We start from the raw sequence: 23,889 nt of genomic DNA, 5'->3' as shown, positions 1-23,889 counted from the left end.
CCGTCCCCGGGGGCTCCGCCCCCGGACCCCCGCTCCTCAAACGCCGGAGGGGCTGGATTTCCAGGCGGCCGAGGGGCTGGAAATCGCGTCCGTGAGGGGATGAAGAGCCGGTGGGTGGGGTGGGAGAGGCAGGGGGCCTGCCCTCGGGAGCCAGGGGTGGGGAAAAGGCGGCGGGCCCGCCCCCGGGAGCCAGGGGCGGGCCCTTCTTGTCCTCGCGGTGGCACCGCCATGCAGCACCGCGAGGGGTTCGGTCCGGTCAGCCGAAGCGACCGGAGATGTAGTCCTCCGTGGCCTGGACGGACGGGTTGGAGAAGATGCGCTCCGTGTCGTCGATCTCGATGAGGCGGCCGGGCTGGCCCACCGCGGCGAGGTTGAAGAACGCGGTGCGGTCGGAGACGCGGGCGGCCTGCTGCATGTTGTGCGTCACGATGACGATCGTGAAGCGCTCCTTCAGCTCACCGATCAGGTCCTCGATGGCGAGGGTGGAGATCGGGTCCAGGGCCGAGCAGGGCTCGTCCATGAGGAGGACCTGCGGCTCCACCGCGATCGCCCGCGCGATGCACAGACGCTGCTGCTGACCGCCGGACAGGCCGGACCCGGGCTTGTTCAGCCGGTCCTTGACCTCGTTCCAGAGGTTCGCGCCCTTCAGGGACCGCTCGACGACGTCGCTGAGTTCGGCCTTCTTGTAGTTGCCGTTCAGCTTCAGGCCCGCCGCCACGTTGTCGAAGATCGACATGGTGGGGAAGGGGTTGGGGCGCTGGAAGACCATGCCGATGGTGCGGCGCACGGCCACGGGGTCTATGCCGTTCCCGTACAGGTCCTCGTCGTCGAGCAGCACCTTGCCCTCGACGCGGCCACCGGGGGTGACCTCGTGCATGCGGTTCAGGGTGCGCAGGAAGGTCGACTTGCCGCAGCCCGAGGGGCCGATGAAGGCCGTCACGGAACGGGGCTCGACCGTCATGGAGATGTCTTCGATCGCCTTGTGGGCGCCGTAGTAGGCGGTCAGACCGCTCACGTCGATTCGCTTGGCCATGTCAGTCACTGCTTCTTTCGGAAGGATCGGGTCGCTGATCGGCCGCGTCAGCGGCCCGTCTTGGGCGCCTTCCAGCGCGCGATGGCGCGGGCACCCATGTTGAGGATCATCACGAACAGGATGAGGGCGAGTGCGGCAGCCCAGGCCCTGTTGGTGGACGGTTCGGTTCCGGCGGCGTACTGCTGGTAGATGTACAGCGGCAGCGAGGCCTGCGGGCCGTCGAACGGGTTGTTGTTGATGAAGCCCGTGCCCCACACGAGCAGCAGCACCGGGGCGGTCTCACCGGTGATGCGCGCGACGGCGAGCATCACGCCCGTGGTGATGCCGCCGATGGAGGTCGGCAGGACCACCTTGAGGATGGTGCGCCACTTCGGGATGCCGAGGGCGAGGGAGGCCTCGCGCAGCTCGTTCGGGACGAGCTTCAGCATCTCCTCGGTGGAGCGGACCACCACGGGCATCATCAGGATCGACAGGGCCATCGCGCCGGCGAAGCCGGAGTAGCCCATGCCCAGGATCAGGATCCAGAAGCTGAGGACGAACAGACCGGCGACGATCGACGGGATGCCCGTCATGACGTCGACGAAGAAGGTGACGGCCTTGGCGAGCTTGCCGCGCCCGTACTCGACGAGGTAGATCGCGGTGAGCACGCCGATCGGCACGGCGATGAGCGAGGCGATGCCCACCTGCTCCAGGGTGCCGATGAGCGCGTGGTAGATGCCGCCGCCGGTCTCGGCGTCGGCGACCACGCCCATGGAGTGGCTCAGGAAATAGGCGTCGAAGACCTTCACACCGCGCTCGACGGTCTCCCAGATCAGGGAGACCAGCGGGACGACGGCGACGATGAAGCAGACCCACACCATGCTGGTGGCGACGCGGTCCTTGGCCTGGCGGCGGCCCTCGACGCGCGAGGCGATCACGTACGTGCCGAGGACGAAGAGGATCGCGGCGATCAGGCCCCACTGGACCTTGCTGTCCAGGCCGGCGGCCAGGCTGACGCCCGCTCCGACCGCGACGGATCCCGCCGCGATGGCCCACGGGGACCACTTGGGGAGGCTGCCGCCGCGCAGCGTGCTGGCGTGCTTGCGGGTGACGGGTGCGTTGCTCATGCGTTGGCCCCCGAGTACTCCTTGCGGCGGTTGATGATCAGGCGGGCCGCGCCGTTGACCAGCAGGGTGATCACGAACAGGACGAGACCCGAGGCGATCAGGGCGTCCTGGCCGAACTCGGTGGCCTCGTTGAACTTGGCCGCGATGTTCTGCGCGAAGGTGCCGCCGCCGGGGTCGAGCAGGCTGGCCTGGATGTCGAAGCTCGGGGAGAGGACGGTGGCGACGGCCATCGTCTCGCCGAGCGCGCGGCCGAGGCCGAGCATCGAGGCGGAGATCACGCCGGAGCGGCCGAAGGGCAGCACCGACATGCGGATGACCTCCCAGCGCGTGGCGCCGAGGGCCAGTGCGGCTTCCTGGTGCATCTGGGGCGCCTGGCGGAAGACCTCACGGCTCACGTTCGTGATGATCGGGAGGATCATGATCGCGAGCAGGACGCCGACGGTGAGCATGGAGCGGGGTGCTCCGCCCTGCCAGGTGAAGATGCCGGTCCAGCCGAAGTACGTGTCGAGCCAGCCGAACAGCCCGTTCATGTGCGGTACGAGGACGATGGCGCCCCAGAGGCCGTACACGATGGAGGGGACGGCGGCGAGCAGGTCGATCACGTACGCGATGGGCCCGCCGAGCCTGCGCGGCGCGTAGTGCGTGATGAACAGGGCGATGCCGACCGCGACCGGGACCGCGAGGGCCATGGCGATGATCGCGGAGACCACCGTGCCGAAGGCCAGCACCGCGATGCCGAAGACCGGCGGTACGAGGTTGGTGTTCCACTCGAAGGTGGTGAGGAAGTTGCCCTCGTTCTTGCCGATCGCGAGCGAGGCGCGGTAGGTGAGGAAGACCGCGATGGCGGCCATGATCACCAGGAGGAGGATGCCCGAACCGCGGGAGAGGCCGAGGAAGACGCGGTCTCCGGCGCGGGTGGCACCGCGGGCGGCGCGCTTGCGCGAGGTGCCCGAAGTCCGTGGGGAGGGGGGAGGTGCTTCAGTGCTCTGTGTCGATATGTCCATCGTGAGTCTCCGGTCTGCGGAGCCGGTTCGGGTGCCGGCTCCAGGCGGCGGTGCACCGGACGGTGCGGTCCGCCTCGGTGAGGCGGACCGCACACTCGGGTCAGCTCAGGTTCGAGATGACGGAGCGGACCTTGGTGATGATCTCGTCGGGGATCGGCGCGTACTGGGCGGCGGTGAGCTGCTTCTGGCCGTCCTCGCTCGCGGTGTAGGTGAGGAAGGCCTTGGTCGCGGCCAGGGTGTCGGCCTTGTTGCCCTTCTCGCAGAGGATCTCGTAGGTGACCAGCGTCAGCGGGTAGGCGCCGTCGGCGGTCGGCTTGTAGTTCAGCTCCAGGGCAAGGTCGTTGCCGGTGCCGACGACCTTGGCGCTGGCGATGGCCTTGGTGGCGTTCTCGACGGTGGCCTTGGCCGGGGTGGCGGCGTCCGTCTTGAGGGCGACGGCCTTGATGTCACCGGTGGCGTAGGAGAGCTCGAAGTACGAGATCGCGCCGGGGGTCTGGTTCACCTGCTGGGCGAGACCGGAGGAACCCTGCGCGGACTGGCCGCCCTTCGCCTGCCAGGCCTTGCCGCCGGAGTAGTTCCAGTCGGACGGGGCGACGGCCTTCAGGTACTTGGTGAAGTTGTCCGTGGTGCCGGACTCGTCCGAGCGGTGGAAGGCCTGGATCTTGGTGCTGGGGAGCTTCGCGTCGGGGTTCAGCTTCTGGATGGCCTCGTCGTCCCACTTCGAGATCTTGCCGTCGAAGATCTTGGCGAGCGTGGAGGCGTCCAGGACGAGGTCGTCGACACCGTCGAGGTTGTAGCCGATCGCGATGGGGCCGCCGACCATGGGCAGGTCGACCGCGTTGTTGTTGTTGCAGACCTTCTTGGCGGCCGTGGCCTCTTCGGGCTTGAGCGGCGAGTCCGAACCGGCGAACGCGGTCTGGCCCTGGGTGAACGCGGTGACGCCGGCGCCCGAACCGGTCGGGTTGTAGTTGAGCTGGACGTCCTTGCAGGCGGCCGTGAAGGCCTTGACCCAGGCGTCGATCGCGTTCTTCTGCGCGGAGGAGCCGGAGGCCTGCAGCTGACCCTTGGCGTCGTCACACTTGATGGCGCTGTTGTTGCCGGCCGAGGACGAGCTGCCGCCACCGCTGGTGTTACCGGTGTCGTCAGAACCGCACGCCGTGAGGGCCAGGGCGCCGGAGACGGCGAGAGCACCGAGGGTAAGGGCCCGCCGGTTCATGCGCTGAAGCTTCACTTCGGGAGTTCCTTCCAGGAGCCGCCGTCAGGTGGCGGCGTGCGATGTCTGAGTACTGCGGTCCGTAGCGGCGCGAAGGCCCGCCCCGGGGGCGTCCTTCTCACCGCGTAAGGCCGAAATTAAGCAGATCAGGTGAAGGCGCCGAAGGCCGTAAATGAACGAGGGGTGAACCCCTGACGGCGGTGCGGTGAGGTCACGGAACGCTCACGTCGAGGACACGGCCGCGTCCCGGCCGAGTGGGCCGGAAGGGAAACTCCAGGTAATCGAACGGGTGTGTACGTGACGTGCGGAGCCCACGTTCCCGTCATAGCTCATTCGCCCCGGCTTCCTCATGAGCAACAGCGACAGGCGCGCTCACTACGGTGCGTGCCCGTCAGCGGCTCCCCAGGCTCGATTCCGCGCATGACCGGACGCCGCACCGGATGCCACGGGCGACGCCCTACATACAGGGGAACACGTCAGGCCGGACGCAGCGCGTCCAGCAGCGCGTCGACCAGATCGCGGTCGCGCGGCTGGGTGATGCGGTGACGTGCCGCGGTGGGGGAGAGCCACAGCACGCGGTCGACCTCGTCGTTCGGGACGAAGCTGCCCTCGGCCGCCTCGGCGGCCCAGTAACGGACCTCCTTGGAGCGCCCGTCGACGAGGTAGTGGAGCGTGGGGAGCACGGGGCCGGGGACGGCGCCGTGGCCCGTCTCCTCCTCGACCTCGCGCAGCGCGCCGGCCAGGAACTCCTCGCCGCGCTTCAGCTTGCCCTTCGGGTGCGACCAGTCGTCGTACTTGGGCCGGTGGACGAGGCAGATCTCCAGGGTGGAGTCGACCGGGGAGCGGCGCCACAGGACGCAGCCCGCCGCGTGGATGGTGTCGTCGGCCATGGGGTCTCCCTCAGGGGGTGCGTACGGCTTCCTTCTGCCATGCCTGCTGGAAGGCGAACCGCGCCGCCTCCACCTCGTGCCGCTGGTCGGCGTGCAGCACGCCGAGCGCGTAGGCCGTCGCCGGCGCGATGCGCGGGGTGCGTGCCGCCGAGGCCGCGGCGGAGGCCGCCTCCGCCGCGTCCCGGTGCCGGTTCAGCGCCTTGCCCGCGCCGAGCAGGCGTACGTCGACGGGGTGCTCCTCCCGGTGCAGCACCTCACCGGCGTAGCGGTGCAGCCGCAGCAGCAGCCGGACCTGGTGCCAGGGCGCGTCCTGCGGCTGGGGGGCGGTGTCGGCGGAGAGGCCGTGCACCAGGGCCTCCGCGTTGTAGGGGCGGCCCGCGACGACCAGCGGCAGGGCGCTGACGGCGTCGGCCAGCCGCTCCTGGGCCGCCGTGGCCAGCGGACGCAGGTCGGCGCTGTCCGCGGCCGGGGCGAGCGGAACCTCGCTGGCGAGTAAGGCGACGCTGTCGGCGACGGCGTGGAAACGGGAGGAGCCGAGCGCCTGGAGGGCCGCCGAGTGGGCGCGGGTGCGGGCCAGCGTGAGCTGGCGGTCGAGGAGCGCGCCCGCCTTCGCCGCGCCGACGGTGAGACTGCCGGTCCTGGGGGCCGGGGCCCGCCCGGCCTGGCCGGGCAGGGCGGCCGTGCCTGACAGCCGGTTCAGCGCGCCGATCAGCCGCTCCAGGCGTGCGGCGTAGGCGTGTTCGCGCGCCAGGGTGCCCGAGAGCCAGGCCAGTTCGGGGCGCATCCCCTCCGACCAGTCCGCGTCGAGGAGCGGCCGGAAGGTGTGCAGGCTGCCGCTGATGCGGCGGGCGGAGTGGCGCAGGGAGCGCGCCGCGTCGCCGGATTCCCCTCCTCCGCTCGCCGCGCCGCCGGTCTCCCGGTGCTGGCGCAGCGAGCGGAGGAATTCCGTGGCCTGGGCCCGCAGGTAGCCCGCCAGGGCGTCACCGATCGGGGCGTCTCCCTCGTCGAGGGGGGCCGCTTCGGCCACGGAGCCGGTGGGGGGATCAAGGTGCTGCTGTGCCACGCCGGCGCCTCCGGGCGTCTATGAGCATCTCCTGGACGTTCCGCAGGGGTTGTCCCTCCGCGTCGGTCGCGTGGCGGATCCACTCGCCGTCGGGGCCGAGGTGCCAGGAGGCCGTGGTGTCGGACATGCCGGTCTCCAGCAGCCGGTTGAGGGCTGCGCGGTGAGCCGGGTCGGTGACTCTGACCAGGGCTTCGATCCGCCGGTCGAGGTTGCGGTGCATCATGTCGGCGCTGCCGATCCACACTTCGGGTTCGCCTCCGTTGCCGAAGGTGAAGATCCGGGAGTGCTCCAGGAAGCGGCCGAGGACGGAGCGGACCCGTATGTTCTCGGACAGGCCCGTGACGCCGGGGCGGACGGCGCATATCCCGCGCACCCACACGTCGACCGGCACGCCGGCCTGGGAGGCGCGGTACAGCGCGTCGATGAGCGCCTCGTCCACCATCGAGTTGACCTTGATGCGGACGAAGGCGGGGCGCCCGGCCTTGTGGTGCTGCACTTCCTTGTTGATCCGCGCGACCAGGCCGTCGCGCAGCGACTTGGGTGCGACGAGCAGACGGCGGTAGGTCTCGCGGCGCGAGTAGCCCGAGAGCCGGTTGAAGAGGTCGGAGAGGTCCGCGCCGACCTGGGGGTCGGCGGTGAGCAGTCCCAGGTCCTCGTACAGCCGGGCGGTCTTCGGGTGGTAGTTGCCGGTGCCGACGTGGGAGTAGCGGCGCAGGGTCTCGCCCTCCTGCCGGACCACGAGCGACAGCTTGCAGTGGGTCTTCAGCCCGACGAGGCCGTACACCACGTGGCAGCCGGACTCCTCCAGCTTGCGGGCCCACTTGATGTTGGCCTGCTCGTCGAAGCGGGCCTTGATCTCGACGAGGACGAGGACCTGCTTGCCGGACTCGGCCGCGTCTATGAGCGCGTCCACGATCGGCGAGTCGCCGGAGGTGCGGTAGAGCGTCTGCTTGATGGCGAGCACGTCCGGGTCGGCGGCGGCCTGCTCCAGGAACGCCTGCACCGAGGTGGAGAAGGAGTCGTACGGGTGGTGCAGCAGGACGTCGCGCTCGCGCAGCGCGGCGAAGATGTCGGGCGGCGACGCCGACTCGACCTCCGCGAGGTCGCGGTGGGTGCCGGCGATGAACTTGGGGTACTTCAGCTCGGGCCGGTCGAGGGAGCCGATGCCGAAGAGGCCGGTGAGGTCCAGCGGGCCCGGCAGCGGGTACACCTCGGCCTCGGAGATCTTCAGCTCGCGCACGAGCAGGTCGAGGACGTAGCGGTCGATGGACTCCTCGACCTCCAGGCGCACCGGCGGGCCGAAGCGGCGCCGCATGAGCTCCTTCTCCAGGGCCTGCAGGAGGTTCTCGGCGTCGTCCTCCTCGACCTCCAGGTCCTCGTTGCGGGTGAGGCGGAAGGTGTGGTGCTCGAGGACCTCCATGCCCGGGAAGAGCTCCTCCAGGTGGGCCGCGATCACGTCCTCGATGGGGACGTAGCGGTTCGGGGAGGCCTCCAGGAAGCGGGAGAGCAGCGGCGGGACCTTGACGCGCGCGAAGTGGCGGTGGCCGCTGACCGGGTTCCGCACGACGACGGCGAGGTTCAGGGACAGGCCGGAGATGTACGGGAAGGGGTGCGCGGGGTCGACCGCCAGCGGGGTCAGGACCGGGAAGATCTGGTGCCGGAAGAGGGTGAACAGGCGGGCCTGCTCCTTCTCGGTCAGCTCGCTCCAGCGGACCAGGTGGACGCCCTCCTCCGCGAGCGCGGGGGCGACGTCCTCCTGGTAGCAGGCGGCGTGCCGGGCCATGAGCTCGCGGGAGCGGGCCCAGATCATCTCCAGGACCTCGCGGGGCTGGAGGCCCGAGGCGGACTTGGTGGCCACGCCGGTGGCGATGCGGCGCTTGAGACCGGCCACCCGGACCATGAAGAACTCGTCCAGGTTGCTGGCGAAGATCGCCAGGAAGTTGGCGCGCTCCAGGAGGGGCGTGTTCGGGTCCTCCGCGAGTTCGAGTACGCGCTCGTTGAACGCGAGCCAGCTGCGCTCGCGGTCCAGGAACCGGCCTTGCGGCAGCATGATCCCGTCCTGCCCCGAGTCCTCGTACGCGTCGAGGTCGGCGTCGAGGTCGGGCTCCAGATCGGACACGTTCGCCGCCACGGTGTGCGGGCGGTGGGCGGCGATGGAGCCGACGGAGGGCTGCGGGTGCTGCACGGGTGCCTGGGCGCTTCGCTGGTTCATGGCCCCATTCTTCCGTGCCGGGGGCGAGACCGGCGCGTCGGAGAGGGCGGGCGTCAGCGCGGTGATTCGGAGGTTCCCGTTCCGATTGGCTGGCGCGTGCCGCCCCCTCGTGGACGCTGAGGGCTCGTCCTCCGGCGGGAGGGAAGGCTCGGGCACGGCGGGCTGCATTCCCCGAGCGTCGCAAGGTCACCTGAATCGATGGTTACGGCGACATGACGTGCGGGATATGTGGGGGAGGCTCCCGGACGTCTGCACGCCCGGGAGCCGTGCGCACACCCGCCCGCGTCGGCCGCCGGTGGCACCGCGGGTCACGCATGGCGGCGGCGCAGCAGCGCGAAGGCCGCGGCGGTCGCGAGCCCCGCGAGGGCCAGGAGCAGACCGCTCTCCACGAGCTGGAGGGGCCAGAAATGGGACTCCGGCTGATAGGTGGCCCAGATGCCGGACCGTCCGCCGGCGCCCGGCTCCGTACCGCCTCCGAGCACCATGGCGCCGCGCGGGAAGGGAAGGGGTGCCTGTCCGGTGATCGTCTCGGCGGGCCACAGGTGCATTCGCAAGGTGTCCAGCGCCTCGTGCAGGACGTACGCCGCGGCGAGGGCGGCCGCGGCGGCGGGCAGCGCCCTGCGCAGGACCAGGCCCGCGAGCGCGCCGAGGGCGAGACCCGCGAGGGCGTACGCGACGGCCACCGGCCCGGAGGAGACGAAGACGTTCGTCTCGAACCAGCCGTCGATCATTTCCCCCTTCCCGGCACGATAAGTCCACCCGGTCAGCAGTACCGCCGACGCGGTGCCCGCCGTGAGCAGGACCGCTGGGACGGCGAGCCTGGTGGCGAGCCAGCGGGCCGGGGTGACGGACTGGGTCCACGCCAGCTGCGCGGTGCCGTTCTCCAGCTCGCGGCCGATCAGCGCGGCACCGGCCCAGACCGCGACCGCGAACGCCAGGTACGTGACGCAGGCCGAGATCAGGCCGAGGCTGTAGCCGTAGAACTGGTACGCGGTGGTCACCGGGAAGGTTTCGCAGGTCAGCGGAAACGGTTCCGAGGTGTCGCAGTCGCCGACGGCGCCCACGTGAGCGGCGGCGGCTGCGTGCAGCCGGATCAGGGCCACCACGACGGTGAGCAGGCCGGCGGCCCAGACGTACAGGGCCGTGCGGTGCAGGCGCAGCACGGTCCAGGTCAGGCCGGACAAGCGGTGCGGGGCCGGGCCGGACGGGCGGTGCAGGGTCAGGGTGCTCATGAGGTCGACGTCCTCCTCAGGATGCCGAAGGCGACGGCGACCAGGATCACGGTGGCGGCCAGCAGGACGCCGGTCTCCAGGAGCTGGCGGGGCCAGTAGTCGGGGGAGGGCAGGTACTCGCGGGTGAAGCGGACGACGTCGTGCCGGGCGAGGCAGGCGCGGTCGAAGTAGCAGTCCGGGTTGGGGATCTCCGCACCCGTCGAGGTGATCGCCCGGCTCCGGACGGAGAGGTCGGGCTGCTGGTAACTGCCTTGGAAAGGCCAGGAGTTCGCGCGGAACGCGATGACCGCGTACTGCGCGAGACCCGCGACGGCCAGGGCGGGCAGGGTGCGGCGCAGCGCGAGCCCGGTGACGGTGCCGATGGCCAGACCGAGGAGCGGGGCGGCGACCGTGGCCGGGCCGATGGAGAAGTACACGGCCCGTGGTCCGATGCCGGCCAGCAGGAGATTGCCGTGGGCGGACCACAGCATCCGGTACAGCACGACCAGCAGGACCGTGCCCGCGGTGACGAACAGGGCGGGCACCGCCAGTTTGGCGGCGAGCCAGCGTGCCGGGGTGACGGACTGGGTCCAGGCCAGGCGCGCGGTGCCGTTCTCCAGTTCGCGGGAGGTCAGCGAGCCGGCCGCGAAGACGGCGACGGCGAAGGAGGCGATGTTCAGCAGGGAGGCCGGGTCGTAGAAGAGGTCGTTGTAGACGCCCGAGAACGTCGAGCCGGTGATGCCGCCGGACCAGGCGTCCCTTTGCACGCCCGCGTAGCCGAACGTGTCGAGCAGGTGCTGCGTGTGGTCGGCGCCGGGGCCCAGCAGCCACAGCAGCAGTCCGGCGGTGAGCACGACGAAGCCGCTCCAGATCCACAGCGCGGTGCGGTGCAGCCGCAGGACCGTCCAGACCAGGCCGTGCGGCGCGGGCAGGTGACGGCGTACGGGGGCCGCGGCCGGTGCGACGGCGCTCATCGGGCCACCGCCGCGGGGGCCGGGGCCGTGCCGGGGGTGAGCAGCGCGGGGGTCCGGGGGGACCGCAGATGGGCGAGGAGCAGTTCCTCCAGGGAGGGGCGCTCGGCCTGCCAGCGCTCGTCCACCGGTCCGTCGTCGCGTATCAGGGCGGTGAGGCCGCGGCCGGCGGCACGGGACTCGACGACGAGGTGCGGGTCGAGGTCGGCGGGGGTGCCGCGTCCGGTCACCACGGTGTGCGCGAGGAGCAGGTCGTCCAGGCCGCCGCCGAGCCGGATGCGTCCGCCTCCCAGGAGCAGCAGGTGGTCGCAGGCGTCGGCCAGTTCGGTGACGATGTGCGAGGACATCAGGACGGTGGTCCCGCGTTCGGCGGCGTCCGCCATGAGCGTGCCCAGCAGTTCGTGGCGGGCCAGCGGGTCGAGGTCGGCCATCGGCTCGTCCAGCAGCATCAGGTCGGGCCTCTTGCCGAGCGCGAGGGCCAGTGCCACGCGGGTCCGCTGACCGCCGGAGAGCTTTCTGACCTTGGTCCCGGGGTCGAGCGAGCCCTGCTCCACGACGGCGGCCGCGTACGAGGCGTCCCAGCGGGCCGGGTTGAGCTCGGCGCCCAGGCGCAGGGTCTCGGCGATCGTGAGCTGGGGGTGCAGGGGCTTGTCCTGGGCCAGGTAGGCGATGCGCTCGCGCGCCTCGGCCGGGCCGCCGCCGAGCACGGTGAGGGTGCCGGCGGAGGGGCGCAGCAGCCCGGCCGCCGTCGCCAGCAGCGTCGACTTGCCCGCGCCGTTGGGGCCGACGAGGGCGCTGACCCGTCCGGCCGGGAGGCTGAAGGAGCAGTCGTCCAGGGCCGCGGCGGAGCGCCGGCCGTGCCGCACGGTGAGACCGCGTGCCTCGACGGCGACGGTGGTGCTGGTGGTGCTGGTGGTGCTGGTGGAGCTCACTGGTCCCCCTTCGGGAAGTGTGTGTCCAGTACGGAGCCGAACAGCGCCGCCACGTCCTCGCGGTCGAGGCCGGCGGCGTGGGCGCGGCGGGCCCAGGCGTCGAGCTCCTCGCGCAGCGGCGAGTCCGCCGGGGCGGCGCCGAGCGTTCTGCGGACGAAGGTGCCGAGGCCGCGCCTGGCCTCGACCAGGCCCTCGCGCTCCAGTTCGCGGTAGGCCTTCAGGACGGTGTTCGGATTGATCGCGGTGGCTTCCACGACCTCGCGGGCCGTGGGGAGCCGGTCGCCCGGTTCCAGGAGACCCAGCCGCAGTGCCTGCTTGGTCTGCTGGACGATCTGGAGATAGGTGGCGACGCCGCTGCGCCGGTCGATGCGGTACGTGACCACTCGGACAACCACCCTTTCACTAATTGAGTAGTGAAAGGGTGGTGCAAGATGGTGCCCGAGGTCAAGTCGCCCACAGGCGGACGGCGTTGCCCCGGTGCCGGATCAGAGCCCGCTCCGGTGGTGAATCCGCTGGTGGGCGCGGTGACGGATCCGGCCGTCCGCCGGTTGGGGAAGGCGTTCGGAAAATCCCGGCCGAGGTGTGAACCGATCGGCGGGGCTCGTCCGATGAGGGGATGTGAGGGAAACGAGAAGCGACGGAGAGCTGCTGCGTGCCATCGCGGCGGACGGGGACCGTCGCGCCTTCGAAGAGCTGTACCGGCGGTACGCGCCATGGCTGGCCGCGCGGCTGCGCGGCCGGTGCGCCGACGCCGGGATCGTCGACGACGTCGTCCAGGAGACCTTCCTCGCCGTGTGGCGCGGCACCGCCCGCTACCGCGAGGAGGGCGACCCGGCCGGCTGGCTGTGGCGCATCGGCTCACGGCGTCTGGTCGACTCCATGCGCGGCGACGGCGCGCGCGGCCGGCTCCGCACCGCGCTGGCCAGGCTCCGCCACCGCGACGAGGTGTCCGCCGAGGAGCGCGTGCTGGCAGGCGTCGAACACGGCGACCTGGCGGGCGCGCTGACCAGACTCTCGCCGGAACTGAGGGCGGTGCTCCAGGCCACGGTGATCGACGGACTCAGCACCAGGGAAGCGGCCGTCCTGCTCGGAATCCCACCGGGCACGGTCAAGACGCGGGCACTGCGTGCGCGCAAGCAGTTGCGGGAGGCGCTGGCATGATCGACGACCGTCACGGAAGCGACGACGACCGGATGAGCGGCGACAGCCGTACGGCCTGGCACGTGCCGGAGGAAGACATCCGGGCCTACGTGCGCGGCGAGTTGGCGGCACCCCGCCTGTGGTCCGCCGACACCCACCTCACCACGTGCGCCCGATGCCGACGGACACTGGCCGAGGTCAGCGACCCGGTCGCCCTGGACGCCGGGTGGGAGCGGCTCGACGCCGAACTCGACGCCCCGCGGCCGGGCCCGGTGGAATGGCTGCTCGTCCGCCTCGGCGTCGCCGACCACACGGCACGGCTGCTGACCGCCTCTCCCGCCCTGCGCCGCTCCTGGCTGGGCGCGATCGCCGCCCTCCTGATCATGACCGTGGTCGCGGCCGACGTGCTGCGGGCCGGGAACACCCCCGTCCTCTTCCTGGCCCTCGCACCGCTGCTCCCGCTCGCCGGGGTCGCGGTGTCCTACGGCCCGGGCATCGACCCGACGTACGAGATGGCCGTCGTCTCACCGATGCACGGCTTCCGGCTCCTGATGATCCGCACGGTCGCGGTACTGACCGTGTGCCTGGGGTTCAGCGGCCTCGCCACCCTCGCCCTTCCCTCCTACGGACTGCACGCCCTGGCCTGGCTGCTGCCCGCCCTCGCCCTGACCGCGACCGGACTCGCGCTCACCTCCCGGCTCGGCCCCGTCCTCGCCCCCTCCCTGGTCGGAGGCGGCTGGGTCGCCCTGCTGCTCGCGGCCCGGGCGACCACGGAACCCGGCACCACCCTCGCCCCCTTCACCGCGGCAGGACAGGGCGTCTCCGGCGCCGTCGCGGTACTGGCCGCCGCACTCCTCTATCTCGCACGGGACCGCTTCGACGCGTCGCACCTCCCGTTCACCGACTTCACCGACAGGAACGCCGCATGATTCCCACCGTCTCCGCCTCCGGGCTGACGCTCCGCTTCGGCGGGACGCTCGCGCTCGACGACGTCTCCCTGCGCCTCCAGGAAGGAGTCACCGGACTCCTCGGACCCAACGGCGCCGGAAAGACCACCCTGCTGCGCGTGCTCGCCACCGCCGTGCCCGCCGACCGGGGCTCCTTCACGGTCCTCGGCCACGACCCCGGCACCACCGCGGGACGCCTGGACGTGCGGCGCGCGCTGGGCTACCTCCCGCAGACACCCGGCTTCCACCAGGACTTCTCCGCCTTCGAGTTCGTCGACTACGTGGCCATCCTCAAGGAGCTGACCGACCGCGGGGCCCGGCACCGCGAAGTGCGCCGCGTCCTGGACTCCGTCGGCCTGTCCGACGTACGGGGCAAGCGCATCAAGCGGCTCTCCGGCGGCATGCGCCAGCGGGTCGCGCTCGCCGCCGCACTGGTCGGCGACCCCGGCTTCCTCGTCCTGGACGAACCGACCGTCGGCCTCGACCCCGAACAGCGCATGCGCTTCCGGGAACTGATCGCACAGGCGGGAGAAGGACGCACCGTCCTGCTCTCCACCCACCAGACCGAGGACGTCGCGATGCTCTGCCACCGCGTGATCGTCATGGACGCCGGCCGCATCCGCTTCGAGGGCACCCCCGCCGAGCTGACCGAGCGGGCGGCCGGCCGGGTGTGGAGCAGCACGGAACGCCACCCGTCGGCCCGAGCCGGATGGCGCACGGGCACGGGCACCTTCCGCAACGTCGGAGATCCCCCCGAGGGCGCCGACCTTCTCGAACCGACCCTGGAGGACGGCTACTTGCTCACGCTGGACGCCCAGACCGCGGAGGTGGCGGCATGAGCACCACCACCGACACACCCGCCCGGACGGCGACCCCCGCCGGGGCGGAGCCGGCCGGCCGGGGCCGGGAGTCCCGGACAGCGGCGGTCCTGGCCCTCGCCCGCTTCGAGGCCCGCGAACTGCTGCTCCAGATCCCGGTCCTGCTCTTCCTCGCGCTGTACGTCGCCTACACCGGCTGGGAGATGTTCTCCGGCCGTGAGGGAATGGACGACTTCCCCGTCCTCCAGGACGTCGACCGGTCCACCCAGTCGGCACCCCTGCTGCTCGCCATCGCCGTGTTCGTCTGCGTCAACCGCGCCGTGCTGCGGTCCCGGAGGCAGTCCACCGACCGGCACTTCGACATCCTGCCCGTGGAGCACTGGCGGCGCACGGTGGCCCATGCGCTGTCCGCCCTGCCCTTCGCCGCGCTCACCGCGGTGGTCGTAGGCTTCCAGTACGGCTGGGCGGCGCTGAAGCCGGGCGCCGTCGGCCACGGCTCACCCGCCGAACTGGTCGTGGGCCCGCTGCTGGTCCTGCTGGCCGGTGTCCTCGGCGTCCTGCTCGCCCGGGTGATACCGGTCGGGTTCGTCGCGCCGCCCTTCGTGATCGGCGCGTTCGTCCTCACGACCCTGGTCTCCGCGGCGACCCAGGGGAAGCACTGGGTGCGCTGGCTCGGACCGTTCGTCGAGGACGAGGGCACCGACCCCTTCCCCTCCGAGCTGCTGGGCCGCCCGGCCGCCTGGCACGCGCTCTATCTGACGGGCCTCACGGTCCTGCTGCTCTGCCTCGCCGTGCTGGTGAGCGGTGGCCGGACACGACTGGTCAAGGCGGTGACCGCTCTCGCCCTCACCGCGACGGCCGTGGGCGTGGCCGGGCAGTCCCCCGACGAGCCGGCCTCGCTGATCGCGGCCCGCACCAAGGTGTCCGTGAGCCCGGAGAAGGAGCAGACCTGTGTGCGGCACGGACGGTCCACGTACTGCGCCTTCCCGGAGTGGACCGGCCGCACGGCCGACTGGGCCGACGCAGCCGACCGCATCCAGTCCCGTGCGGGCGGTGCGGCCGGCGGACAGCGGCTGACGGTGCGCCAGCGGGTCGACGCCCGCTACGGCCTTCAGAGCGATTCCGCGATCACCCCCTCCAGCGCACCGGCAACGGTGACCGTGGGCACGCGCTGGGGCGGCAACCGCCTTCCCGAGTTCGCGGTCGGCGTCGCCTCGGTCCTGATCACCGGCAACGAGGAGGCCGCCGGCGGCATGTGCGACGCACGCGTGGTGACCACGATGTGGCTGGCCCTGAGCACACAGCCCGACCCGCTCCAGTCCCTCCGCGACGTCCGGCTCGACGACAGCATCAGGGGCTCCGCGGTCGCACTGACCCCCACGGGCGCCGTGTCCATGTCCGCCCAGCAGACCACCGTGGTGCGCGAACTGCTCATGAAGCCGCACTACAGCGTCGCCGCGAAGGTGAAGGCGCACTGGACGGAACTGACATCCGCGAAGACCCCCACCGCACGGGTGGCCGAGCTGCTCGGCGTACCCGCCGGAGGCGAGGGGACCGCGGCGGACTCGGGGAGCGGCTCGTGCGAGGAGTAGTGAAGACGGTGACAACGGCTTCCGGCGGCCGCCCCGCAGCGGCCGCAGGACCCCCTCCCGCGCACGTCGTGGCCCTCTCCCTGATCCGTCCCGTCTGGCGCGGTCTGCCCCGGGGCGCCCTGCTGACCGGCGCCGCCCTCGGACTGCTGCTGGCCGGCTCCTCCCGGACGGTCGAAGGTCCCCCCGATCCATGGCTGTGTCTCAACCTGCTGAGGGCCGCCGCCCTCGCCTTCGCCCTCGGGCTGGCGTTCCTGCTCGACGATCCGGCCCGGCACACCACGGCCACGGCGCCGACCAGACGTCCGGTGCGGACCGGGCTGCGCCTGGGGATCGGCGTGCCGGTCATGGCGGTCTGCTGGACGGCCGCACTGTTCCTCGTCCCCGCAAAGGGCCGGCCCCCCGTGGGCGCGATCACGCTGGAAGCGGCCGTCGTCATGGTCCTCGCGCTGGCCTCCGCGCTCCTGGCCGTGCGGTACTCGCAGTCCACCGAACCGGGCATCACGATATCCGCCGTGCTCGTGGGCGTGTTCTTCGCCGCCGCCCTGCTGCTCCCCGAGCGCTGGGAGCTCTTCGTCGGCCCGTCCGACCCGCACTGGGACGACGCGCACCGGCGATGGGCGGGCGTCCTGGTCGTGGCGGTGCTGACGGGAGCCCGCTCCCTGGCCGAACCCCTGCGGCGACGCCGGACAACCGTCCTCGCACACCGCTGACTTCGGTCTCGGGACCGGTGCTCGCGCGCCGGTGGCTCAGGACTCCGTCCGGTACATCAGGTCCGTCTCGTGGGTGATGAAGCCGAGACGCTCGTAGACCGTCACCGCCGCCTTGTTGTCGGCGTCGACGTAGAGCATCGCGGTGGGCAGGGCCTGCGCGGCGAGGTGGCGCAGTCCGATCGTGGTCAGCGCCTTGCCGAGTCCGCCGCCCTGGGCGCCGGGCCGGACACCGAGGACGTACACCTCGCCCAGTCCCTCCTCGGCGTGGACCTTGGTCCAGTGGAAGCCGACGAGTTCGTCGCCGCGGAAGGCCAGGAAGAAGCCGGCGGGGTCGAACCACGGTTCGGCGGTCCGGTCGTCCAGGTCCCGCTGGGTGAGGGAGCCCTGCTCGGGGTGGTGGGCGAAGGCGGCGGCGTTCACGGCGAGCCAGGCGTCGTCGTCCTGGCCCGGTACGAAGGTCCGGACGGTGACACCTTCCGGCAGCTTCGGCTCGGGCAGGTCGAGGCCCTCCAACGGGCGCCGCATCTGGCGCAGTTCGCGGAAGAGGGTGAGGCCCAGGACCTGTGCGAGATGCCGGGCGGCGGAGTGACCGCCGTGGGCCCACACCCGCAGCCGCTTCCCGGACTCGATGAGCATCGCCGAGCCGAGCGCCCGCCCGTGTCCGTGCCCCCGGTGCGCCGGGTGGACGACCAGCTCGGCGGCCGGGGCCTCGACCGGATCGGTGTCCTCCAGCTGCGCGTAGCCGACCAGTTCGTCGCCGACGGTCAGCAGCAGATGCCGGACGCCCTCACGGCTCCCGCCCTTGAGCTGGAGCCGCCCCTGCTCGGACACGGCCTGCTGTCCATCGGCCCGAGCGGCCTGCGAGAGCAGCCGGAGCACGTCCTCGGCCTGGTCCGGGGAGAGTGCGGAGTAGGTCTCGATGGAGCGGGAGAAGGCGAAGGGCGCCGCGTCGTCGCTGGTCATGGATACGAGGGTACGGCTCGGCGGTGAGGGGACAAGGAGTTGGGCGACGTGGACACGGGGCGTGGCGGGGAGGGGGCCGCTGGGAGGGGGAGGGGAGGGGGGAAGGGGGTTTCGGCCGGAGGCGCCGGAGCGGGCCTCGGCCGTGGCGGACGGATCGGGCCCCGTGGATCGGATCCCATGAACCGGGCTTCGGGGATCGGGGCGGAGGGGATGAGGGCGTGGCCGTTGTGAGCTGCGGTGACGCGGTTTTCGGCTCTCGGTGTGGTGATGGCAACCAGCCCGTAACTCTGAAACCCCTTCCGCGCTACGCGCGTTGATTCTAAAGTGCGTGCGAGCCCATGGCTGTTCATCGGCCCGCACACGGTGCGCGCCGCACACGGCCCGCACCACCCGCTCGGCTCACGCTCGGCACGCCGTGCTCGCGCACGGCACCGTTTCGGCCTCTCACCGTTCTCCAGGGGGAACCTTGCCGCCCACGATCCGGTCCAGACACAGTCATCGCCTCCTCGCGGCCGCCGCGGGGCTCGCCACCGTCGGGGCGCTGGCCGCCGCGATCCCGGCGAGCGCGCACCAGGACCAGGGGACGCCGTCGTACCACCACGGCAGCGGCCGCTACCAGGACGTCCAGCTGCTGTCCTTCAACGACCTGCACGGCAACCTGGAGCCGCCGACCGGTTCCTCGGGCCGGGTCACGGAGCTTCAGGCCGACGGCACGACGAAGACCGTCGACGCGGGTGGTGCCGAGTACCTGGCCACGCACCTGCGCGACGCCCGCAAGGGCAACAAGTACTCGATCACGGCGGCCGCCGGTGACATGGTCGGCGCCTCCCCGCTGATCTCCGGCCTCTTCCACGACGAGCCGACGATCGAGGCGCTCAACGGCCTCGACCTCGACGTCACTTCGGTCGGCAACCACGAGTTCGACGAGGGTGCCAAGGAACTGGCCCGGCTGCAGAAGGGCGGCTGCCACCCGACGGACGGCTGTTACGACGGCAAGAAGTTCAAGGGCGCCGACTTCCCCTACCTCGCGGCGAACGTGACCGATGAGAAGAGCGGCAAGCCGATCCTCAAGCCCTACTGGGTGTGGAAGAAGAACGGCGTCAAGGTCGGCTTCATCGGCATCACGCTGGAGGGCACGCCGAACATCGTGTCCGCCGAGGGCGTCAAGGGCCTGAAGTTCGGCGACGAGGTCGAGACGATCAACAAGTACGCCAAGGAGCTCCAGCGCCAGGGCGTGAAGTCGATCGTCGCGCTGATCCACGAGGGCGGCGCGCCCGCGTCGACGGCGTACAACTACGACTGCGACAGCCCCGGCGCCGGCGACGGCATCTCCGGGCCGATCGTCGACATCGCGAAGAACGTCACGCCGGCCGTGGACGCGCTGGTCACCGGCCACACCCACCAGGCGTACGCGTGCACCGTTCCCGACCCGGCGGGCAAGCCCCGCATGGTCACCTCGGCCTCCTCCTTCGGCCGGCTGTACACGGACACCACGCTGACGTACGACCGCTGGACCGGCGACATCGCCCGTACGGCGGTGAAGTCCGCGAACCACGTGGTCACCCGTGACGTCGCGAAGGCCGCCGACATGACGACGCTGGTCACCAAGTGGAAGGCGCTCGCCGCGCCGATCGCCTCCCGTCCCCTCGGCTACATCGCGGGCGACATCGGCAACACCGGCACCGAGTCCCCGGCCGGCGACCTGATCGCCGACGCGCAGCTCGCGTACGCCAAGTCCGTCGACCCGGAGGCCGACCTCGCGTTCATGAACCCGGGCGGCATCCGCGCCGGACTCACCTACGCCGCCGGCGGCGGTGAGGGAGACGGTGTGGTGACCTACGGGGAGGCGTACACGGTCCAGCCGTTCGCCAACACCGTCAACCTGGCCGACCTCACCGGCGCCCAGGTGATCACCGCGCTCCAGCAGCAGGTCAGCGGCGCCAACGAGGCCGCCCCGAAGATTCTCCAGATCTCCAAGGGCCTGACGTACACGCTCGACCTGACCAAGACCGGCGCGGCGCGTGTCGTCGCCGACTCGGTCAAGCTCGACGGCACCGCGATCGACCCGGCCGCCACCTACCGCGTCGCGATGAACTCCTTCCTGGCGGGCGGCGGCGACGGCTTCGCCGAGCTCGGCAAGGGCGGCAACGTCCGCGTCGGCGGCGACGACCTGGCGGCCCTCGAGGCCTACCTGACGGCCAACTCCTCGGCCGCGACGCCGTACCCGGTGCCGGCGGCGAACCGGATCACGGTCCTGAAGTAGCCGGGACCACCGACCGGTCCGGCGCTCGTCCGCCGGCCCGGTCCGCGCACCGATGACGAGCGAGCCCCCACCCGTGGCCGGGTGGGGGCTCGCTCGCGACCGAGAGCAGGTCAGGGGGTGTCGGGCGGGGCCGTCGGAGCCCCCGGAAGCCGTACGGCAGCGATCGTGCCGCCGCCCTGCGCGGGTCTCAGCGTCACCTCGCCGCCGCACTGCTGGACCGTGCGGGCCACGATGGACAGGCCCAGGCCCGAGCCGGGCAGCGCCCGCGCGTCCGGAGAACGCCAGAAGCGGTCGAAGACGTGCGGGAGTTCGTCGTCGGGGATACCGGGTCCGTGGTCGCGCACGGTCAGTTCGCCGTCCTTCAACAGGACGTCGATCATGCCGCCCGGGGGGCTGAACTTCACGGCGTTGTCGAGGACGTTCACGATCGCCCGCTCCAGGGCGGAGGGCTCCGCGCGGACGAACCAGGGCTCCAGATCGGCCGTGATCGTCAGTTCCGGGCCGCGCAGCCGGGCCCTGCGCAGGGCCGCCTCCACGGTGTTCCGGAGCGCCACGACCTCCACCCGGTCGGCGGTGGGTCCCGCGTCCGAACGCGACAGCGTCTGGAGGTCGCCGATCAGCGCCGCCAGCTCGGTCATCTGCGCCGTCACCGACGCGAGCAGGGCCTTGCGGTCCGCAGGGGGGATCGGACGGCCGGTCTCCTCGCTGCGGGTGAGGAGTTCGATGTTCGTCCGCAGGGAGGTGAGCGGGGTCCGCAGCTCGTGCCCGGCGTCGGCGATGAGCTGCTGCTGCAGCTCGCGTGAGTTCGCGAGGGAGGCGGTCATCGAGTTGAAGGAGCGGGAGAGCCGGGCGATCTCGTCGTCGCTCTCCTCGTCCACGGGGATGCGGATGGTCAGGTCCTCGGTGCGGGCGACGTGCTCCACGGCGTCCGTGAGCTCGTCGACCGGCCGCAGCCCGGCCCGCGCGACCCAGAGCCCGGCGGCGCCGGCGCCCACCACTCCGATGCCGCCGACGAGCAGGAGGATGAGGGCGAGGTCGTTGAGGGTCTTCTGGGTGTCCTGAAGAGATACGCCGACTGTCAGTGCCACATCCGGATAGAGCTGAGCGCCGGGGCCGAATCCCACCACCAGGGGCGTGGTCCGGACCCGTACGTCGTTGCCGTCCGCATCAGTGGTGTTGTGGAACGTCTGCTTGCCCTGATCGGGGTTCGCGGCGATGCTCCTGTCCAGTGCCGAGGTCTTCACGACCCCTGCGGAGCTATCGAACACACATGCGGTGCCGTTCGGTTTGACCAGCTGTACGTAGTAGTCCCTGGGGCGCATGAGGTCGGTCGTGTCGTTCACGTGCTTCGGGCAGGTTGCCAGCAGCGCCGTGATCTGAGGCTCGGTCAGCCTGAAGTGCGCGTCATCGAGCTGGGCGTCGACCTGCTCGTACAGCTTCCCCTGCACGATGAACCAGCACGTCACCGAGACCGCCGCCACCGCGAACGCCACCGCGGCAGCGACCAGCAGGGCCAGGCGTGAGCGCAGGGGCAGGGACCTGAACCTGCGCATCACTCCGCGCCGCCGGACCGCAGTACGTACCCCACGCCCCGCACGGTGTGGACCAGACGCGGTTCGCCGCCCGCCTCCGTCTTGCGGCGCAGGTACATGACGTAGACGTCGAGGGAGTTCGACGACGGCTCGAAGTCGAAGCCCCAGACGGCCTTCAGGATCTGTTCGCGGGTGAGGACCTGGCGCGGGTGGGCCAGGAACATCTCCAGCAGGGTGAACTCGGTGCGGGTCAGCTCCACCGGGCGCCCCGCACGGGTGACCTCGCGCGTCGACAGGTCCATGCGCAGGTCGCCGAAGGCCAGCGCGTCGTCCTCGACCACCGCGCCGGCGGACGCCGCGTACGAGCTGCGCCGCAGCAACGCGCGGATGCGGGCGAAGAGTTCGTCGAGCTCGAAGGGCTTGACGAGGTAGTCGTCCGCCCCGGCGTCCAGCCCGGTGACCCGGTCGCCGACCGTGTCCCTGGCCGTCAGCATGAGGATCGGCGTGGTGGTGCCCGCGCCGCGCATCCGGCGGGCCGCGGTGAGGCCGTCCATCCGGGGCATCTGGATGTCGAGGACGACCAGGTCGGGCTGGTAGGCCGTCGCCTTCTCCAGGGCGTCCGCGCCGTCGACCGCGACCTCGGTGTCGTACCCCTCGAAGGCGAGGCTGCGCCTGAGTGCGTCGCGCACGGCCGGCTCGTCGTCGACGATCAGGATGCGCTGGGTGTCACGGTCGCCTTCGGCGGAGCTCATGGCTGTCGGGTTCCTCGGGTGGGGTGGGCGTGATCGGGTGCTTTCAGCCTCGCACGTTCCTCGGCTGTCCCGGAATGGATCAGCTTCGTACGGTGCGGCGGCGGCCGGGGGCCCGGCTCGGCCTGGGCCGGGAGACGGCGGGGACCAGCTCGGGGGCGCGCCGGGCGGGCCGGTGCAGTTCGCGGGCGACCGCCAGGGCGAGGCCGAGGGCGGCCGCGTCCCCCGCGGCGGCGGTGTGCTGGACGCTCTTGATCTTCATGGCGGTCTCCGGGTCCTAGTTGTCGGAACCGCCGGCCCGCAGGCCGGCGAGGTCGGACTTGACGGTGTTGATCGGGATGGCGAACCCGAGGCCGACGCTGCCCGCGCTCGACGAGTCCGACTGGGAGTCCGAAGCGGCCGAGTACATCGCGGAGTTGATGCCGACGATGTTGCCGTTCATGTCGATGAGGGCGCCGCCGGAGTTGCCCGGGTTGAGCGAGGCGTCGGTCTGCAGGGCCTTGTACGTCGTCGTGGAGGAGCCCGTGTCGCCGTTGAACTGCCGGCCGCCGAACTCGAACGGCCACCGGCCGTTGCCGCCGTCCTGCTGTTGCTGCCCCTGGCTCTCGTCGGTGGAGACGGTCACGTCCCGGTCGAGGGCGGAGACGATGCCGCTGGTGACGGTGCCGGTCAGGCCCTCGGGAGAGCCGATCGCGACGACCTGGTCGCCGACCTGGACGCCGTCGGAGTCGCCGAGCGTCGCCGGCTTCAGCCCGGACGGCGCGTCGTCCAGCTTGATCAGCGCGAGGTCCTTCTTGCTGTCGGTGCCGACCACGCTCGCGGCGTAGGACTTGCCGTCGTTCAGCTGCACCTTGATCTGGGAGGCGCCCGAGATCACGTGGTTGTTGGTGATGATCTCGCCGCCGGTCGTGATGATCACGCCCGAGCCGGTGGACGAGCCCGCGTTCGAGGTCGCGCCGATCTCGACGATGCTCGGGCTGACCGCCTTGGCGACGCCGGAGACCGTGCCGCGCTGGCTGGTGGGCACCACGTTGGTGCTGGTGGTGCTGCTGACGGCGGCGGTGTCGTCGCCGGTCAGCTCCTGGAAGGCGTACGCGGTGCCGCCGCCGATCGTCGCGGCGACGATCGCCACGGCGGCGAGCAGGGCGAAGGGACCCTTGGCGCGCCGCCTGGCGGCCGGGGCCGCGGGGGCTTCGGGGCCGCCGGGGCCACCGGGGGCTCCAGGGGCTCCAGGGGCCACCGTGGCGAACACCGCGGTGGTGCCGGCGGGGTCGGGCTCGGGATGGCCGGCGTACGGACCGGCGGTGCGGCCGCCGTCCCCGCCGTGACCGGAGCCCGGCCACACGGTGGTGCCCGGCTCGATGTGGACCGGTCCGGCCGGGTCGTACGCCGGGGGCGGGGGCCATTCGGGGTTCACGGGGGAGGAGGCGTGCGACTGCTGCTCCGGGTACGCGGACCCGTGGTGGTCGCCCTGGGGGTACTCGCCGCTACGGCGGAAGCTCTCGGTCATGGAAAAGAGACTGTCCCCCGATGATGAGAG

General features: G+C 71.6%; 22 protein-coding genes. 6 read left to right on the top strand and 16 right to left on the bottom strand.

Annotated elements, in window-relative coordinates; translation table 11 throughout:
* Window positions 1-256 precede the first annotated feature (256 nt).
* From pstB to ACFW6B_RS18830, 11 genes are all read right to left on the bottom strand, one after another.
* Entirely contained in the window at window positions 257-1,033 is a 777-nt protein-coding gene (gene pstB / locus ACFW6B_RS18880) for a phosphate ABC transporter ATP-binding protein PstB (RefSeq protein WP_386597396.1), read from the bottom strand.
* A 47-nt stretch (window positions 1,034-1,080) separates the two neighbouring features.
* Window positions 1,081-2,139 carry a phosphate ABC transporter permease PstA gene (gene pstA, locus ACFW6B_RS18875; protein ID WP_386597394.1) on the bottom strand — a complete coding sequence of 353 codons (1,059 nt, stop codon included), beginning with the start codon at window positions 2,137-2,139 and terminating at the stop codon, window positions 1,081-1,083.
* The gene (pstC, locus tag ACFW6B_RS18870) at window positions 2,136-3,143 is read right to left on the bottom strand and encodes a phosphate ABC transporter permease subunit PstC (RefSeq protein WP_386597392.1); all 1,008 of its coding nucleotides are present in this window, start codon (window positions 3,141-3,143) and stop codon (window positions 2,136-2,138) included. The genes pstA and pstC overlap by 4 nt, the downstream gene beginning before the upstream one ends.
* 100 nt (window positions 3,144-3,243) lie before the next feature.
* A complete protein-coding gene (gene pstS, locus ACFW6B_RS18865) occupies window positions 3,244-4,374 on the bottom strand; it encodes a phosphate ABC transporter substrate-binding protein PstS (RefSeq protein WP_386597390.1) in 1,131 nt (376 codons plus the stop codon).
* A gap of 458 nt (window positions 4,375-4,832) precedes the next feature.
* Window positions 4,833-5,246 carry an NUDIX hydrolase gene (locus ACFW6B_RS18860; RefSeq protein WP_386597388.1) on the bottom strand — a complete coding sequence of 138 codons (414 nt, stop codon included), beginning with the start codon at window positions 5,244-5,246 and terminating at the stop codon, window positions 4,833-4,835.
* Between the two features lie 10 nt (window positions 5,247-5,256).
* A complete protein-coding gene (locus ACFW6B_RS18855) occupies window positions 5,257-6,309 on the bottom strand; it encodes a CHAD domain-containing protein (RefSeq protein WP_386597386.1) in 1,053 nt (350 codons plus the stop codon).
* Entirely contained in the window at window positions 6,290-8,521 is a 2,232-nt protein-coding gene (locus ACFW6B_RS18850; RefSeq protein ID WP_386597384.1) for an RNA degradosome polyphosphate kinase, read from the bottom strand. The genes ACFW6B_RS18855 and ACFW6B_RS18850 overlap by 20 nt, the downstream gene beginning before the upstream one ends.
* A 308-nt stretch (window positions 8,522-8,829) precedes the next feature.
* Entirely contained in the window at window positions 8,830-9,753 is a 924-nt protein-coding gene (locus tag ACFW6B_RS18845) for a hypothetical protein (protein ID WP_386597383.1), read from the bottom strand.
* Window positions 9,750-10,706, bottom strand: a complete 957-nt coding sequence (locus ACFW6B_RS18840; RefSeq protein ID WP_386597381.1) for a hypothetical protein — start codon at window positions 10,704-10,706, stop codon at window positions 9,750-9,752. The genes ACFW6B_RS18845 and ACFW6B_RS18840 overlap by 4 nt, the downstream gene beginning before the upstream one ends.
* Window positions 10,703-11,635 carry an ABC transporter ATP-binding protein gene (locus ACFW6B_RS18835; RefSeq protein ID WP_386597379.1) on the bottom strand — a complete coding sequence of 311 codons (933 nt, stop codon included), beginning with the start codon at window positions 11,633-11,635 and terminating at the stop codon, window positions 10,703-10,705. The genes ACFW6B_RS18840 and ACFW6B_RS18835 overlap by 4 nt, the downstream gene beginning before the upstream one ends.
* Window positions 11,632-12,018, bottom strand: coding sequence for a GntR family transcriptional regulator (locus ACFW6B_RS18830; RefSeq protein WP_386597377.1), 387 nt, complete (start codon window positions 12,016-12,018; stop codon window positions 11,632-11,634). Before ACFW6B_RS18830 ends, ACFW6B_RS18835 begins: the two co-directional genes overlap by 4 nt.
* 235 nt (window positions 12,019-12,253) lie before the next feature.
* Here ACFW6B_RS18830 and ACFW6B_RS18825 point away from each other — a divergent pair, with 235 nt between their 5' ends.
* Genes ACFW6B_RS18825 through ACFW6B_RS18805 form a run of 5 tightly spaced genes read left to right on the top strand, consistent with a single transcriptional unit; the run spans window position 12,254 to window position 16,842 of the window.
* Complete coding sequence (locus ACFW6B_RS18825) at window positions 12,254-12,796, top strand: RNA polymerase sigma factor (RefSeq protein WP_386597375.1); 543 nt, start codon at window positions 12,254-12,256, stop codon at window positions 12,794-12,796.
* Window positions 12,793-13,704 carry a zf-HC2 domain-containing protein gene (locus ACFW6B_RS18820; RefSeq protein ID WP_386597373.1) on the top strand — a complete coding sequence of 304 codons (912 nt, stop codon included), beginning with the start codon at window positions 12,793-12,795 and terminating at the stop codon, window positions 13,702-13,704. The genes ACFW6B_RS18825 and ACFW6B_RS18820 overlap by 4 nt, the downstream gene beginning before the upstream one ends.
* Window positions 13,701-14,561, top strand: coding sequence for an ABC transporter ATP-binding protein (locus ACFW6B_RS18815; RefSeq protein WP_386597372.1), 861 nt, complete (start codon window positions 13,701-13,703; stop codon window positions 14,559-14,561). The genes ACFW6B_RS18820 and ACFW6B_RS18815 overlap by 4 nt, the downstream gene beginning before the upstream one ends.
* Window positions 14,558-16,132: an ABC transporter permease gene (locus ACFW6B_RS18810; RefSeq protein ID WP_386597370.1), complete on the top strand. Its 1,575-nt coding sequence runs from the start codon at window positions 14,558-14,560 to the stop codon at window positions 16,130-16,132. Before ACFW6B_RS18815 ends, ACFW6B_RS18810 begins: the two co-directional genes overlap by 4 nt.
* Window positions 16,133-16,140: 8 nt before the next feature.
* On the top strand, window positions 16,141-16,842 hold the full coding sequence (locus ACFW6B_RS18805; protein ID WP_386597368.1) for an ABC transporter: 702 nt from the start codon (window positions 16,141-16,143) through the stop codon (window positions 16,840-16,842).
* Window positions 16,843-16,878: 36 nt separating this feature from the next.
* Here ACFW6B_RS18805 and mshD read toward each other — a convergent pair whose 3' ends face one another.
* Window positions 16,879-17,805: a mycothiol synthase gene (gene mshD / locus ACFW6B_RS18800; protein WP_386597367.1), complete on the bottom strand. Its 927-nt coding sequence runs from the start codon at window positions 17,803-17,805 to the stop codon at window positions 16,879-16,881.
* A 466-nt stretch (window positions 17,806-18,271) separates the two neighbouring features.
* Between mshD and ACFW6B_RS18795 the strand changes: the two genes are divergently transcribed.
* Window positions 18,272-20,068 carry a bifunctional metallophosphatase/5'-nucleotidase gene (locus ACFW6B_RS18795; protein ID WP_386597365.1) on the top strand — a complete coding sequence of 599 codons (1,797 nt, stop codon included), beginning with the start codon at window positions 18,272-18,274 and terminating at the stop codon, window positions 20,066-20,068.
* 110 nt (window positions 20,069-20,178) lie between these two features.
* Here the strand turns inward: ACFW6B_RS18795 and ACFW6B_RS18790 are convergent, their stop codons facing one another.
* The 4 genes from ACFW6B_RS18790 to ACFW6B_RS18775 form a co-directional block, all read right to left on the bottom strand.
* On the bottom strand, window positions 20,179-21,621 hold the full coding sequence (locus ACFW6B_RS18790) for an ATP-binding protein (RefSeq protein ID WP_386597363.1): 1,443 nt from the start codon (window positions 21,619-21,621) through the stop codon (window positions 20,179-20,181).
* On the bottom strand, window positions 21,621-22,352 hold the full coding sequence (locus ACFW6B_RS18785) for a response regulator transcription factor (RefSeq protein WP_386597362.1): 732 nt from the start codon (window positions 22,350-22,352) through the stop codon (window positions 21,621-21,623). Before ACFW6B_RS18785 ends, ACFW6B_RS18790 begins: the two co-directional genes overlap by 1 nt.
* Before the next feature lie 79 nt (window positions 22,353-22,431).
* A complete protein-coding gene (locus ACFW6B_RS18780) occupies window positions 22,432-22,611 on the bottom strand; it encodes a hypothetical protein (RefSeq protein ID WP_386597360.1) in 180 nt (59 codons plus the stop codon).
* A 15-nt stretch (window positions 22,612-22,626) separates the two neighbouring features.
* The gene (locus ACFW6B_RS18775; protein WP_386597358.1) at window positions 22,627-23,859 is read right to left on the bottom strand and encodes a S1C family serine protease; all 1,233 of its coding nucleotides are present in this window, start codon (window positions 23,857-23,859) and stop codon (window positions 22,627-22,629) included.
* Window positions 23,860-23,889: the final 30 nt, after the last annotated feature.

The organism is Streptomyces sp. NPDC058751, assembly GCF_042746485.1.
Classification (GTDB): domain Bacteria; phylum Actinomycetota; class Actinomycetes; order Streptomycetales; family Streptomycetaceae; genus Streptomyces.
This window is presented reverse-complemented; position numbering and strand designations above follow the sequence as displayed.